Genomic DNA, 14,083 nt, shown 5'->3' on the forward strand with positions numbered 1-14,083 from the left:
GAGGGCAGATGCGACCAAAGGAGCCGGCTACACCATGACCACCCCACCCGATCCGGGACTGAGCGCGATCATGAGCGAGCGGCGTCAGCTGATCAATGTCGCGTACCGGCTCCTGGGCTCCCTGGCCGAGGCCGAGGATGCCGTCCAAGAGACCTACGCCCGCTGGTGCGCCATGTCCCCGCAGCAGCAGGACGCCATCGAATCCCCCGGCGCCTGGCTGACGACGGTCACCAGCCGCATCTGCCTCAATCTGCTCGGCTCGGCCCGGTCACGGCGTGAGACCTACGTGGGCGAATGGCTCCCTGAGCCGCTGCCCGAACGTACGGAGTGGGTCACGAGCGACACCATGGTCGACCCGGCCGACCGGGTCACCCTGGATGAGTCGGTCAACCTGGCCTTCCTGGTCGTGCTGGAGTCGATGACCCCGGCCGAGCGCGTCGCGTTCATCCTGCACGACGTCTTCTGCCACTCCTTCGCCGAAGTGGCCGAGATCGTCGGCCGTACCCCGGCGGCCTGCCGCCAGCTGGCCTCCTCGGCCCGCCGCCGTATCCGGGCCGCGCGGCCTTCCGCGACTCCGGCGGCCCAGCGCGCCGGCGTCGTCAGGGACTTCAAGCAGGCATGGCAGGCCAAGGACATCGACGCCCTCATCGGCCTGCTCGATCCCGACGCCACGGCGATCGCCGACGGCGGCGGCTCTGCCATCACCTTCCTGCATCCCATCGAAGGCGGCGAGCAGATCGCGCACGCCTGGATCGAGCTGGCCGACCGGCTGCCGGGCAACATGACGTTCCTGGAACGTACGGTCAACGGTCAGCCCGGTCTGGTGGCTCAGGAAGACGGCACCACCGTGACGGTGTTCGCGTTCGAGGTCGTGGACGATCGGATCAAGCGCATCTGGGTGGTCCGCAATCCCGACAAACTGCGTCGCTGGACGACGGGCTGAAGCGCGTCCGCGCCTCAGCCCTGCCGGTCCGCTGCTTGCCGTGCGTCAGAAGACCGGCGCGCCGTCACGCGTCAGGCGCCAGTTGGCGGCGGCGAAGTCGGCCGGGTTGATCGTGCCCTTGGCCGTCGCGTAGTCGATCAGCGCCTGGCGGATCTCCACCTGGGCGTTGTACAGGACCGGCGCGCCCGCGACGTGCGGGAACCCGCCGCCGCCCGACTGCCGGTAGTTGTTGATCGCGACCACGAACTCCTTGTCCGCCGGCACCGGCGCGCCCTCGTAAGTGAGGTTCGCGATCCGCTGACCCACCGGCTTGGCGATGTCGATGTCGTACGACACGCCCGACAGCTGGTCGTAGTTGTAGTCCGGCGTGTTGCCGGCGTTCGTGAGCTTGGCGACGTCCACGGGGTCGCCGGGAGCCAGCTGGTTGAAGTACTTGGCGGAGTACTCCAGGTAGTCCTTGATCTGGGCGCCCGTCAGCTTCACGGCCAGCAGCGTGTTGTCGTACACGTACAACCCGGCCACATCACGCACCCGGATGTCGCCGGCGGGGAAGACGGCGGTCCGGCTGAACGGCGCGGCGATCGACAGGACCGGGAGCTGGTTGTCCGGCAGGGCCTGCTTGACGGTCTCGACCTGGACCTGCTGGATGTAGTCGAGGATCGGGGTGTCCTTGTAGGGGGACTCGGCGGCCGAGAGCTGCTCCGACGACTTGGCCACGACCTTGTTGACGTAGCCGACCGTGGCGTCGTGCTGCGGCTTGAGCAGGGCGGTGATCTTCGGGTCCTCGGCGACCGTGTTCGTGTTGCGTGTGGCCGAGGACTTGCCGGTGACCGTCCATCTGCCGCGCTGTTTGGCGAGCTGGAAGTCGATCACGCTGAGGCGCTGGCCCCACTTGCTCGGCTCAGTGAGCAGGACCTGCTTGCCGGTGGCCTGGTTCGTGACGAACTGCTGGGCCACGTCGTTGTGCGCGTGCCCGAACAGCACCGCGTCGATGCCCGGCACCTGCTCCGCGACCATGGCGGAGGCGTTCTCCACGGGCAGGTCGCCGCCGTACGACGACATGCCGTTGTCGCCCGCGTGCGCGGTCACCACGACCACGTCGGCGCCCAGCCCACGGATGATCGGCACCCACTTCTTGGCCGACGCCACCAGGTCGGTGAAGCGGAGTTTGCCCTCGACGTTCGCCTTGTCCCAGATCGCGACACCCGGGTTGGTCAGGCCGAGCACACCCACCTTGACCGGCTTGTCGCCCTTGACGTTCATGGTCTTGATCACGAACGGCAGGTAGGCGGGCCGGCCGGTCTTCGCGCTGACGGCGTTCGCCCCGAGCACCGGGGCCCTCATCTGGTGGATCCAGGTGGCCAGCAGGGGCAGGCCGTAGTTGAACTCGTGGTTCCCCAGGGTGACGGCGTCGTAGCCGATGGCGTTCATGGCCTTGGCCATCGGGTGGACCGGGCCGTTCCTGGTGATCGGCTCGACCTTGGCGTAGTAGTACGCCAGCGGGGTGCCCTGGATGGTGTCACCCGAGTCGAACAGCAGCGTCCGACCGGCGCCACGCTCCGCTCGCACCTTGTTGACCAGCGTCGACACCTTGGCCAGGCCGACGTTGTTGCCGGCGCTGTCGGCGTAGGCCGCGTCCTTGTAGTAGTCCCAGTTGAGGACGTTGCCGTGGATGTCGGAGGTGCCCATCACGGTGACGGTGATGGTCTTGTCACCGGTCGCGTTCGCGGGTACGCCCATCAGGGCCAGCGCGGTCAGCGCGACGGCCCCAAGCTTCATGGTGTGCATGGCGTTGACAGTAATTGCGGCGCATAACCCATGGATCACGGACCCTAGGCTTCGTCCCATAAAATCGTACTTACTGGATAAATGCCACATTCTCCCCTATGAAGGCAGTGGCAAAGTGGCGCTCCATGCCCATTGACCACGGATGCCCAGTTCGTAGACACTCGGTTTCTAGAAGCGACTCCATCCTTCACCCTGCGGGGAAATCATGATCGTTGAGTTCGTGATCGCAGTAGCTCAAGGCGTCGTTCAATCTCTCCTGGTCGACCTCATCCGAGGCAAGCGGGATGCCGCAAGAAAGCAGGAGATCGAAGCCGCCGCCGCCTCTATCGCCCGAGAACGTGCAGCGCTGAGCACCGAGCAACTTGATGAGGTCGTCCGAAAGGTGATGACCGAAATAGCAGAGATCATCAAACGCGACCCCGATCTCACCGTCGGCCCGCTTGGCGGCGTCAAACTCGCCCGGCAGGTGGCCAAGAAGAACACCCCCGAACTCCAAGAGCAGATCCTCACCGATCGCCTCGCCCGGTTGAACGATATCGTCAATCAACGAAGAGCGGCTCTCGGCCTGCCGTTGAACCCGGCTACTGCCGTCCAGTATGAACAGGTCGCCAAAGATGATCTGCATTCAGATCTATGGCGCACCGAGCTGGAGGCGATGAAGCAACGCGTACATAGGCGCCGCAGCGGGCAGTCCGAGACGGATAATGCATGACCGACGCAAGAATACCGTCCAGATTTCACCGCGAAGTGACTCTGCACCTGTACAAGAATCTGATGCCCGAGCCCGAGCCTTCGGTGCCCCTGATTCTCGGCATCCACGGCCCCTCCGGGGAAGGCAAGACATATCAGTGCGAAAAACTCATGGAACGTCTGGGAATCGAAACCAGCCTCGTCTCGGGTGGCGAACTGGAGAGCGTGGAGGCCGGCGAGCCGGCCAGGCTGGTGCGCGAAAAATATTTGGCGTGCGCAAGAATGCGGGCGAGCAGCAGCCGGGGCCTCCGGCCGGTGGCGTTGATTTTCAATGACATCGACGCCGCCATCGGCAACTGGGGCGACATGGTGCAGTATACGGTCAACAGACAGAACATATTTGGCGAGCTCATGCACTTGGCAGATTTTCCGCAGCACGTGGACGGTCAAAGAGTCAAGCGCGTGCCGATCATCATCACCGGCAATGACTTCACCAAGCTGTACGGCCCGCTGATCCGGCCGGGACGTATGCGCCCGTTTCCATGGGCGCCGACCCGGATCGAGAAATCCGAAGTAGTCGCGAGTATGTTCCCCGAGCTTCGGGGCGACTGCGCGCAGTTGCTCGACGAGTTTCCCGACATGCCCATAGCCTTCTTTTCCGCCATACGTAACGATCTAGCCGATGACCTGCTCTGGGAGCACATCGCCGCCATTGGTCCACGCGAGGCCCTGGAGCGGCTTGCTCATGGGCTCCAGCCGAAGATACCCGGGAACGTCACGCTACCCAGAGTAATCGCCACCGGACGTGTCATCCGTGCCGCCAGTAGCTATGTCAACCATCTATGGAGCAGCTCGTGGCCTACACCTACACAAGATCAAGAACGGAAACCACCACCTTCACCCTGACACGGATGGATGCCGTGATCTCGCAGGTCCGAACTGCGCTTCGCCGTACGTACACCCCCTCTTCGACCATCGAGAAAGTATGCAGAGGCATCCAGAATCAATGGATAGAAAAAGTAACAATATGCGGGGAAGACGACTACGGGTCCATCTGGTGCCAGCTCGCGCTGCACATTGATTGGACGCGCTACCAGCTGCACATGACAGCGGGGCGGACGACGATCACGTACGATCAGCGGTGGGCCGAGGGCACGTCCATAGAATTGGACGAAGCACTCCTTCTTTACGACCGATACGTCAAGAGCAAGGGCGGCTCCTTGCGTTCCCATGTATATGTCTACTACATCTCAGGGACCTCGCATTCTTGGCGATCCCAAGTTCAGCAGGCGCTCGGCTTCGTCACTGCCCAGCCAAAAACATGGGCCGGCCAGCAATCCGGGACGAAGATGATGATTCCCGAGCTGGATGAGATAACCGTGGACTTCAGCATGGTCGCCTGAAACCGGCTGCTGCGGCCACAGCGTCTTCAGTGAGACTTGACCGAGGCGTCCTCGGCGGGGATCTCCTTCGGTGAGGCGCGCAGCCAGCGGCAGCCGTGCGGGTCCATCGTCAGCCGGGCCACGCCCTCCTCCGAGACCTCCAGCGTCCCGTCCACCAGGAGGTCCGTGAGCGTGTGCGTCTCCAGGCCCACCAGCTTCAGCTCCACGTCCTGGGCGGTTTCGCCGAGGTTGTGGATCGCCACCACCGTGGCGCCGTCGGCGTCGGAGCGGTGCGCCAGGATCGCCGGATCGGCCGTCTCCAGCACCGTGCAGTCGCCCCAGGCCAGCTCGGGGCACTCCCGGTAGCGCTCGATGAGCAGCTGGAACCAGCGCAGCAACGAGTCGTTGTCCCGCTTCTGGTCGGCCACGTTGATGCGAGCGGGCGCGAAGGCGGCCTCCGGCATCTCGCGTTCGGGGGTGCCGCGGGTGAAGCCGCCGTCCGGTGACCACTGCATCGGCGTCCGTACGGCCATGCGGCCCTCCGCCTTGAGGTTCTCGCCCATGCCGATCTCTTCGCCGTAGAACATGACGGGGGTGCCGGGGAGGGAGAAGAGCAGGCTGTAGGCCATCTTGATGCGGCGCATGTCCCCGCCCATCATGGTCGGCAGGCGTCGGCGCAGGCCACGGCCGTAGATCTGCATGTCCTCCTCGGGGCCGAACGCCTGGAAGATCTCCTGGCGTTCCTTGTCCGTGAGCTTGTCCAGCGTCAGCTCGTCGTGGTTGCGGAGGAACATCGCCCACTGGCAGTCCTTGGGCGGTTTGGGGCGAGAGCTGAGCGCGTCGGCGAGCGGCTCGGCCTCGCCGCGCGCCAGTGCCAGCCACGCGCGCTGCATGCCGATGAAGTCGAAGCACATGGTGAGCTGGTCGCCGAGTCCGTCGCCGAAGTACGGGAGCAGGCCCTTGTAGGGCAGGTTGACCTCGCCGAGCAGCACCGAGGCGCCCTCGCGGCGGGTCATGAAGGCGCGCAGGTCCGCCAGGAACTCGTGCGGGTCGGCAAGCTGGGGCTGGACGTTCTCGATGAGGAACGGCACCGCGTCGACCCTGAACCCCGACAGCCCGAGCTCCATCCAGAAACCCAGGATCCGGGCGATCTCATCGCGGACCTCGGGGTTGCTGACGTTCAGGTCGGGCTGGTGGCGGTAGAAGCTGTGCAGGTAGTACTGGCCGGTGGAGGTGTCGAGCTGCCAGATGCTGTCCTCCTTGTCGGGGAAGACCACCTGCTTGGGATCGTCGGGTTCCGGCTTGTCCGACCAGACGTACCAGTCGCGCTTCGGCGACTTCTTGCTGGAGCGCGACTCGATGAACCAGGGATGCTGGTCGGAGGTGTGGTTCACGACCAGGTCCGCGATCACCCGCAGGCCGCGGTCCTTGGCGGTGCGCATGAACTCCACGAAGTCGCCCAGCGTCCCGAGCCTCGGGTCGATGGCGTAGAAGTCGGTGATGTCGTAGCCGTCGTCCCTGTTGGGGGTGGGGAAGAACGGCATCAGCCACAGACAGGTGACCCCGAGCCCCGCCAGGTAGTCGATCTCCTGCGTGAGCCCCCGGAAGTCGCCGACCCCGTCGTCGTTGCCGTCCTTGAACGTCTCGACGTCGAGACAATAGACAACGGCATTCTTCCACCACAGATCAGACGTGTAGGTCAGTCGCATGACGCGACCGCTACCCAGCGGCGGCGCACACATTCCGGAACGCGACTCTCATCCACATAAGCCGGACAGGTCCCATACGCCCGTAGTGGCCATTGAATGTCGCTAAGATCTCCAGCGGCAAGGCTGTAGCGCAGAGGTCGTCGCGCCTTACAGCAGGTTGGAGGACGTCGGTTCGAATCCGACCAGCCTTGCCCCAAATCGCGGAGTGGGGGTGTGGGTGTCGGTCGTCGATCCTGACTGGACCGGGACACCGCCGCCCGAATCAGGAACCCTCCCCAACCCCGCTGAGGTCGAGACCTGCCTGCGGGTGATGGCCCAGGCACGCGCGGCGGATCCGGCCGATCCTCAATGGGCGGCCGTGCACGAGGCCGCGGCGCACCTGTACCGGGCGGGGAAGAAGACCCGAAAGGCGTCGCGGCACGCCGAGCGCAGGCGACGCGACCACGAGGCCACGGCGGCCACGACGCGCTATCGAGAGCAGGATCCATCCCCCGCGCTCGTGCCGCCGGCATCCCCGACGGGCCCCCAGAATCCGCCGGGTGACGCGCCGACACGGCGCCCGCTGGTGGGCACGCGACGCTGTTACGTCTGCAAGTCCGCCTACCAGCAGGTGCATCCGGAATACCACCTGCTGTGCCCGGACTGCGCCGAGGAGAATCTGGCCCGTCGGCACGCCCACTGCGACCTGCGTGGCCGCCGGGCGATCGTGACCGGCGGCCGGGTGAAGATCGGTTTCCAGCTGACGCTGAAGCTGCTGCGCGACGGCGCGGACGTCCTGGTCACCACCCGCTTTCCGCGGGATGCCGCCCGTCGGTTCGCGGCCGTGCCCGACGCCGAAGCCTGGCTGGACCGGGTACACGTCCACGGTGTCGACCTGCTCGACCTGGCGGCCGTCGCGGGTCTGCTGGAGTCCGTTCAGCGGCGGTTCAGTCATCTCGACATCCTCGTCAACAACGCGGCCCAGACGATCCGCCGACCCGGCGCGTACCACCGCGAGGTGCGCGCGGCGGAGCGCGCCCCGCTGAGCGGCCTGGCCGCGCGGATCGACGTGGCGGACATATCGGAGATGGTCGCGCCCGCCGTCGCCGCGCGGATCGACGTGCCGGACGTATCGGGAACAGCCGCGCCCGCCGTTGCCGCGCGGCCGGAACTCGCGCCGGCGGTCGCGACTCCATCGGGCTCCGGGCAAGCTGTCACGCGACGGGACGCCCTGGAGGCGCTGTTCCCCGCCGGGCGGACGGACGAGACCGGTCAGCCGCTGGACCTGCGCGATCGCAACAGCTGGAGTCTCCGGCTGCACGAGGTGGACCCGGCCGAGTGGCTGGAGGTCCAGTTGGTGAACTCCTTCGCGCCGTTCTTGCTGACGTCCCGGCTGCGCGGTCTGCTCGAGGCCTCGCCGTGGCCGGACCGGTACGTCGTGCAGGTCTCGGCGATGGAGGGCAGCTTTTCCCGGGAGCAGAAGACCGTCCGCCATCCGCACACCAACATGGCCAAGGCCGCCCTGAACATGCTGACCCGCACCGCCGCCGCGGACTATGCGGCCTCGGGCATCTACATGAACAGCGTCGACACTGGCTGGGTCACCGACGAACGCCCCCATCCGGACAAGACCGCGCAGCGGGAGGCAGGGTTCCGCCCGCCGCTGGACGTCATCGACGGCGCCGCCCGGGTCTACGACCCGATCGTGCGCGGTGTGGGCGGGAACCGGATGTCCGGCCTGTTCTTGAAGGACTACCGACCGGTGGATTGGTGATGATGGAGCCGACGCCCGTACGCTGCCCCGCGATCGAGCACGTTGACGTGCCGCCGGCCGATCTGACGGACCTGGGTCCGCTGGTCGCCCGGCTGGCCGCACCGACCCGGGTGGCGGCCGACGAGACCTTCCCGCTCGGCACCGTACGGCCCGATGGCCGGGTCGATCTGTGCAAGCAGGGCCTCGGCCCGGCTGGTGCGGCGCGGCTGCTCCCGGCCGCGGTGGCCTCGCCGCACGCCGTCCATCTGCTGCTGGGCACCAACGCCATCGGCAACGATGGAGCCCGGACCATCGCCGACGCGCTCGTTCCCGGCCACGGCCTGGAGACTCTCTACCTCGGCTGCAACCGCATCGACGCGGCGGGCGCCGAGGCGCTCGCCGGTCGGCTGACCACGGACACCACCGTGCGCGCCCTGTGGCTCAAGCGGAACCCGGTGGGCGACGACGGAGTTCTCGCCCTCGCCGCGATGCTGCGCCAGAACACCACGATCCGCACGCTCGACCTGGTCAACACCGGGCTCACGCAGGAGGGGCTGCGGGCGCTGCTGGCCGTGCTCACCGAGCGGCCGAATCCGGTCGAACGGCTGTTTCTGGGCGGCAACGGGCTGGGCTCGGAATCCGGCGGCCTGCTGGCCGCGCTGATCCGGGACGCCGGGGTACGCGAGCTCTACCTTCCGGCGAACCATCTCGGCGACGCCGGTGCGGCCACGCTCGCCACCGCGGCCGACCCCGCCCGGCCGGTGCGCCTGGGCCTCGGCGGCAACGGCATCGGGCCGGACGGCGCACGCGCGCTGGCCGACGCGCTCAGCGGCATCGAGGCACTCGACCTGGGACGTCCGCCATCGGAGCGGAGCCTCGGCGCGCCCGCGAACGTCACCGGCGACACGGGCGCGGCCGCGCTGGCCGCGGCTCTGCCCGGCAGCCCGCTGCGCCGGCTGGAGCTGCGCCGGACCGGGATCACCGGCCGGGGCGCCAAGGCCCTGCTGGCCGCCGTTCCCGACGACACCCGTCTGGAATACGTCGGGTTCGGCCCCGGCGTGCCCCGCCAGGTGAAGCGTGCGCTGGCGCCACGGCTCCGTCCCGCCGCCCGGACCCATCCGGACCTGCACGCGATCGGGAGCCTCTACCGGTGAGCGCGGCGCCCCCACCGGCCGGTCTGCCACCTCGTACGCCGTCCCGTTCGTATCCGCCGCACGAGGCGTCCCGGTTGCGGCGGATAAGGCGGTACGCGGTCCCCCCGTGGATGATCGATCAGGCGACCGAACGACGGCTCGCCGGCGACTGGCGTGGCGCCTGCGCCGTCGCCAACATCGATGTCACCTTCGACCTGGCCGACATCGCGAATGAGCACGGTGACGCCGTCGCCACGGCGCTCGAGGACGACCTGCGCAACTTCGCCCCGGACCTGCTGCGCTGGCACCTGCCCCGCCTGGACCGCGGGCGTACGACGATCGTGCCCGACCAGGTGATGGTCCTGGGAAGGCCGGGTGGGGCCTCAGACGCCCCGTACCTGTACCTCCAGACGCCCCGCTGGATGGTCCACGGTCCGCAGCGGCTACGCCTGCATGTCGGGCCGGTTCACCAGCAGGACACCTATCTGGAGACCGACTGGGCGTACTGCGCGTTCTGGCGCGACATCGTCCAGGACTGGAGCTCGTCGCGTCACCTGTGGGACGTGCGCCATACCGACGACCTGCGTGAACGCTGCGGTGGCGACAAGGCGCGGGCTCCGTTCTTCCACGGCGACGGCACACCGCGCGGGGCGGAAGAGCTTCCCACGGCCGACCCCGGCCGCGCCGACCCGGCGTCGCTCACCGAGTGGGTCACGCTGCTGCACGAACGCGGCGAGGTCGAAGCGGCGTTCACCGCCGCCGGCATCGATCTGGATGCCGCGCCGCTCGAGCTCGATCCCTATTACGGGGTGAGTCACGTTGATCCGCTCGACGTTCTCGCGCGGATGCCCCTCGCCTTGACCCGGGTGGAGGCGGAGATCCGTCGCCTCGCGGCCTCGGTGGGAACTGGCCGTTTCTGGCTTCCCTACCGACAGTACGCGGCGATCCTGTTCGAGATCGACGGATCGGATGCGGGTCTGCGCGTCCAAGCCGTCAAATTCGAGACGGGCACGGAGCCCGCGGACATAGTGCTCCCCGAAGCGTGCTGGCGCCGCCTGCCCGACCTTGACCTGCTGCGGGACGGCTATCCGCCGGAGCGGCTCCATCCGCTCGTACACGAGGCCCTGTTCCCGAGCCGCGCGGTGCACGGCGTTCCTGCGGCCGACCCGGAGCTCCCGAAGCCGACCCGGATCCGCTGCCGCGGCGAGTGGCACGAGGCGTCCTTCCGTGACGGCGTCCTGCACATCCCACACAGCGCAGAGGAGCAGCAGCGGGAGGACGCCATGCGGGCGTTCGGGGGCGCGATCGCCGGATGCTTCGCAGCACGGCACGCGTGGACGTCCGGAACCGGACGGCTGCCCAAGGCCCTGCGCGACCAGCGAAGGGACATTTTCACGCGGGCCCAGCACGGCGACCTCCCGGGAGTCCTACGACTGCTGGACGCCGGCGTGGATCCACGCGTCCGTGATGGCCGACAGCGCACCCTGCTCCACATGCTGCAGCACCTCGACCATGATGGTCTGCTCGGGCGGCTCCTGGCGGCGGGCCTGGACATCGACGCCAGAGATGAGGACCAGCGCACGCCGCTGTTCTCTGCGATCTGCGGGGACGGTTCGGTGGCGCTCGTCCACGCGCTGCTCGCCGCGGGGGCGCGGATAGACCTGACCGGCGAGATCCAAGACGAGCCCGTCTCGCTCTACAGCCTGATCGTCATGCTCGATCGCTATGACCTGGGCTTCATCAAGGATCGGATCGAACGCGAGTATCCGGAAATCGCTGAGGAAGCGTGAACGCCGTCAGCACGCCAGTCCCCGACCCCACGGCTGCGTCCCGCCGCACGCCGTCGTACCCACCGGACGAGGCGTCGAGCCGACGGCGGATCCTGCGGTACGCCGTTCCCCGGTGGATGATCGAGCGGGCCACCGAGCGACGTCTCGACGGAGACTGGCGCGGCGCCTGTGCCGCCGCGAACGTCGACGTCGCGTTCGACCTGGCCGGCATCGCCCGGGAGCATGGCGGCGCCGTCGCGGCCGCCGTCGAGGACGATCTCCGCCATTTCGCGCCGGACCTGCTGCGCTGGCATCTGCCGCGCGTCCTGGAGGGAGGACGTACGACGATCCGCACCGGCCAGACGGTGACATTGGGCGGTTATCCGGGTGCGGCCAAGGCCGCGCAGTATCTGCACGTCACCACGCCCGAGTTGGTGAACGGGCCGCAGCGGCTACTCCTGCGCTTCGGCCGGATCGACTCGGGCGATCATCGGCGCGCCCTCCATAACTGGACCATGCTGCGGCACCTATGGGATGTACGGCACACCGGCGCGCTGCTGGAACGCCATGGTGGCGGAGACCGGCCGCCGTTCTTCAACGCGGACGGGACCCGGCGCGCCGCCGGGGAACTGCCCACAGCCGACCCCGGTCCGGCCGACCCGCCGGCCCGCGCCGAATGGACGACCCTGCTGCATGAGCGAGGGGAGGTCGAGGCGGCGCTCGCGGCGGCGGGGGTCGCGCTGGATCCGTCACCGCTCAAGCTCCGCTGGGGCTCCCTGATCGATCCGGTGCCTGTCCTGGAGAGACTCCCGCTGGCGCTGACCAGGCTCGAGCCGGAGGTCCGACTGCTCATCCGGGAGGGCTTCGGGCGTCGCTTCCAGATTCCGCATTCCTACTACTCCCTGCTGCTCGAAAGCAGCAGGTGGGTCGGCGAACTGCGGATCCGGATCACCGACCCCGAGGAGATCTCCGGCACCCCGGTGCTGCCCGAGGCGTGCTGGCGGCGGCTGCCGGACCTCGACGTACTCCGTCACAGCCACGCGGATCCGGACCGGCTGCATCCGCTGGTCCGGAACGCGCTCTTCCCGATGCGTGCGGACCCCACCGATCCGGTCGGACCGCCGGATCCGCGGCCCCCGTCCCCGGTTCGGGTGCGCTGCCGCGGTGAGTGGCACGAGGTGTGCTTTCAGGACGGCGCGCTGCGGGTGCCGCACAGCGCGGACGAGCAGCGGCGTGAACAGGCGATGCGGGCGTTCGGCGGCGCGGTCGCCGGCTGCTTCGCCGTGGCGCAGATAGTGTCCTCCGGCGAGGGCCGGCTGCCGAAGGCCCTGCGGGAGCAGCAGCAGGAGCTGTACAGCCGCACCCAGCACGGCGACACGCCGGGAGTCCTCAGACTGCTCGACGCCGGGGTCGACCCGCGCTTCCGTGACGGTCAGCGCCGCACGCTCCTGCACGCGCTGATCAACCTGGACCACGAGGTCCTGCTGCCGCGCCTGCTGGCGGCCGGGGTCGACCTCGAGGCCGTGGACCACAACCGGCGCACGGCGCTGCACGTGGCGGTCGGGAACAACGGCTCCGCCGCGCTGGTACGCGCGCTGCTGGCTGCCGGAGCGAACCCCGACGTCGCCGACGACTCGGGCCAATCGCTCTCCCACCTCATCCGCGTCTACAAGCGCACCGACCTGGACTTCCTCCTGGCCCTGCTGGACCGGGACCGTTAGAACGAGGAACATTGACCGTCACCGATGGGAACCTCACACCGGATCCGCTGGCCGCGGCCGACGAACTGGTCCGCCGGCTCGGCTCCCAGCGGACGGAGCCGGCCGCGAACCCGCAGCTGGAGGCGCTGGCGCTCGCGGTGTCGGCGAACCTCCCCGTGCTGTTGTGGGGCGAGCCGGGGATCGGCAAGTCCGCCGGCCTCCAGCAGTTGGCCGCCGGGCTCGGCGTCCCGCTGGAGACGGTGATCGCGAGCGTGCACGAGCCCTCCGACTTCGCCGGCCTGCCGATCATCGGTGATGATCCGGCCACCACCGGGGTGCCGATGGCCCCACCGGACTGGGCGGTGCGGCTGGCCGCGGCCGGGCGCGGCGTCGTGTTCTTCGACGAGCTGTCCTCCGCTCCCCCTGCCGTCCAGGCGGCGCTGCTGCGGGTCGTCCTCGAACGCCGGGTCGGCAGCCTGTCGCTCCCGGAGCCGGTCCGTGTGGTCGCCGCCGCCAACCCGCCGTCCAGCGCCGCGGACGGCTGGCACCTCAGCCCGCCACTGGCGAACCGGTTCGTCCACCTGCAGTGGACGCACGATCCGCGAACGGTCGCACGAGGCATGGCCGGAACCTGGCCGGCCGTGCCCCTGCCGCTCATTGACCCGGCCCGGGTGCCCAGCGCGGTCGCCCGCGCCCGTGGGGTGATCTCGGGGTTCCTGACCGCACGGCCCGGCCTGGCCCACCATCTGCCCGGCGACGCGGAGAGCCGGGGCCGCGCCTGGCCGTCGCCTCGTACCTGGGAGATGGTGCTGCGCCTGCTGGCGGTCGGGTACGCCGCCGGCGCCGACCAGAAGGCGGTCGCGGCCGCGGTGATCGGCGCGGTGGGCGACGGCACGGGTCTGGAGCTGCTGGCCTACCTCGAACAGCTCGACCTGCCCGACCCGGACCGCGTTCTGGCCAATCCGGGCGCCTTCGCACTACCGGAGAGGGGCGACCGGCAGCTCGCCTTCCTGACGGCCGTCGTCTCAGCGGTGCAGAGCGACCTCACGCGGCGACGCTGGGAGGCCGGCTGGGCGGTGCTGGCCAAGGCCGTCGACGCCGGCGTACCGGACGTCGCGGCCCGGGCCGCCGGGGATCTCGCGGCGATGCGCGACACCGACTGGCCGGTGCCGAGCGGCATCGACGCGTTCCTCGATCTGCTCCAGCTGTCCGGCGCGCTGCCGAGCGCCTCCTGACC

The 14,083-nt window shown here is 68.7% G+C and carries 11 protein-coding genes and 1 tRNA gene; 10 read left to right on the plus strand and 2 right to left on the minus strand.

The genetic code is table 11. The features are described 5' to 3' along the window. Window positions 1–34 precede the first annotated feature (34 nt). Window positions 35–943 carry an RNA polymerase sigma factor SigJ gene (gene sigJ / locus AB0B64_RS32945; protein ID WP_358182019.1) on the plus strand — a complete coding sequence of 303 codons (909 nt, stop codon included), beginning with the start codon at window positions 35–37 and terminating at the stop codon, window positions 941–943. A gap of 45 nt (window positions 944–988) precedes the next feature. Here sigJ and AB0B64_RS32950 read toward each other — a convergent pair whose 3' ends face one another. Beyond that, window positions 989–2,731, minus strand: coding sequence for a 5'-nucleotidase C-terminal domain-containing protein (locus AB0B64_RS32950; protein WP_358182022.1), 1,743 nt, complete (start codon window positions 2,729–2,731; stop codon window positions 989–991). Window positions 2,732–2,936: 205 nt separating this feature from the next. Here AB0B64_RS32950 and AB0B64_RS32955 point away from each other — a divergent pair, with 205 nt between their 5' ends. The 3 genes from AB0B64_RS32955 to AB0B64_RS32965 are packed head-to-tail and all read left to right on the plus strand — an operon-like array spanning window position 2,937 to window position 4,824. Further along, a complete protein-coding gene (locus tag AB0B64_RS32955) occupies window positions 2,937–3,443 on the plus strand; it encodes a hypothetical protein (protein ID WP_357957823.1) in 507 nt (168 codons plus the stop codon). Next, a complete protein-coding gene (locus AB0B64_RS32960) occupies window positions 3,440–4,327 on the plus strand; it encodes an AAA family ATPase (RefSeq protein WP_358182025.1) in 888 nt (295 codons plus the stop codon). Before AB0B64_RS32955 ends, AB0B64_RS32960 begins: the two co-directional genes overlap by 4 nt. Then, window positions 4,276–4,824 carry a hypothetical protein gene (locus AB0B64_RS32965; RefSeq protein WP_358182027.1) on the plus strand — a complete coding sequence of 183 codons (549 nt, stop codon included), beginning with the start codon at window positions 4,276–4,278 and terminating at the stop codon, window positions 4,822–4,824. The genes AB0B64_RS32960 and AB0B64_RS32965 overlap by 52 nt, the downstream gene beginning before the upstream one ends. Before the next feature lie 26 nt (window positions 4,825–4,850). Here AB0B64_RS32965 and AB0B64_RS32970 read toward each other — a convergent pair whose 3' ends face one another. Then, on the minus strand, window positions 4,851–6,512 hold the full coding sequence (locus tag AB0B64_RS32970; RefSeq protein ID WP_357957829.1) for an alpha-amylase family protein: 1,662 nt from the start codon (window positions 6,510–6,512) through the stop codon (window positions 4,851–4,853). Window positions 6,513–6,631: 119 nt separating this feature from the next. Between AB0B64_RS32970 and AB0B64_RS32975 the strand changes: the two genes are divergently transcribed. The 6 genes from AB0B64_RS32975 to AB0B64_RS33000 all read left to right on the plus strand — a co-directional run bounded on the left by AB0B64_RS32975 (window position 6,632) and on the right by AB0B64_RS33000 (window position 14,081). Then, window positions 6,632–6,703, plus strand: a tRNA-OTHER gene (locus AB0B64_RS32975). A gap of 26 nt (window positions 6,704–6,729) precedes the next feature. Continuing rightward, complete coding sequence (locus AB0B64_RS32980; protein ID WP_358182031.1) at window positions 6,730–8,265, plus strand: SDR family NAD(P)-dependent oxidoreductase; 1,536 nt, start codon at window positions 6,730–6,732, stop codon at window positions 8,263–8,265. Further along, window positions 8,265–9,398: a gala protein gene (locus AB0B64_RS32985; protein ID WP_358182034.1), complete on the plus strand. Its 1,134-nt coding sequence runs from the start codon at window positions 8,265–8,267 to the stop codon at window positions 9,396–9,398. Before AB0B64_RS32980 ends, AB0B64_RS32985 begins: the two co-directional genes overlap by 1 nt. A 110-nt stretch (window positions 9,399–9,508) precedes the next feature. Beyond that, window positions 9,509–11,167 (plus strand): ankyrin repeat domain-containing protein, encoded by a 1,659-nt coding sequence (locus AB0B64_RS32990; protein WP_358182036.1) that lies wholly within the window; start codon window positions 9,509–9,511, stop codon window positions 11,165–11,167. Further along, window positions 11,164–12,867, plus strand: coding sequence for an ankyrin repeat domain-containing protein (locus tag AB0B64_RS32995; RefSeq protein ID WP_358182039.1), 1,704 nt, complete (start codon window positions 11,164–11,166; stop codon window positions 12,865–12,867). Before AB0B64_RS32990 ends, AB0B64_RS32995 begins: the two co-directional genes overlap by 4 nt. Window positions 12,868–12,878: 11 nt before the next feature. Further along, window positions 12,879–14,081 (plus strand): AAA family ATPase, encoded by a 1,203-nt coding sequence (locus tag AB0B64_RS33000; RefSeq protein ID WP_358182042.1) that lies wholly within the window; start codon window positions 12,879–12,881, stop codon window positions 14,079–14,081. The last annotated feature ends 2 nt before the right edge of the window (window positions 14,082–14,083 follow it).

Origin of the sequence: Nonomuraea sp. NPDC049129, from assembly GCF_040648495.1 — a bacterium.
Taxonomy (GTDB): domain Bacteria; phylum Actinomycetota; class Actinomycetes; order Streptosporangiales; family Streptosporangiaceae; genus Nonomuraea.

What these genes read in the sequence shown, in the direction of transcription:
- AB0B64_RS32985 (WP_358182034.1), top strand. Translation starts at nt 8,265, where the DNA reads ATGATGGAGCCGACGCCCGTACGCTGCCCCGCGATCGAGCACGTTGAC.
- AB0B64_RS32950 (WP_358182022.1), bottom strand. Translation starts at nt 2,731, where the DNA reads ATGCACACCATGAAGCTTGGGGCCGTCGCGCTGACCGCGCTGGCCCTG.
- AB0B64_RS32955 (WP_357957823.1), top strand. Translation starts at nt 2,937, where the DNA reads ATGATCGTTGAGTTCGTGATCGCAGTAGCTCAAGGCGTCGTTCAATCT.
- sigJ (WP_358182019.1), top strand. Translation starts at nt 35, where the DNA reads ATGACCACCCCACCCGATCCGGGACTGAGCGCGATCATGAGCGAGCGG.
- AB0B64_RS32960 (WP_358182025.1), top strand. Translation starts at nt 3,440, where the DNA reads ATGACCGACGCAAGAATACCGTCCAGATTTCACCGCGAAGTGACTCTG.
- AB0B64_RS32970 (WP_357957829.1), bottom strand. Translation starts at nt 6,512, where the DNA reads ATGCGACTGACCTACACGTCTGATCTGTGGTGGAAGAATGCCGTTGTC.
- AB0B64_RS32990 (WP_358182036.1), top strand. Translation starts at nt 9,509, where the DNA reads ATGATCGATCAGGCGACCGAACGACGGCTCGCCGGCGACTGGCGTGGC.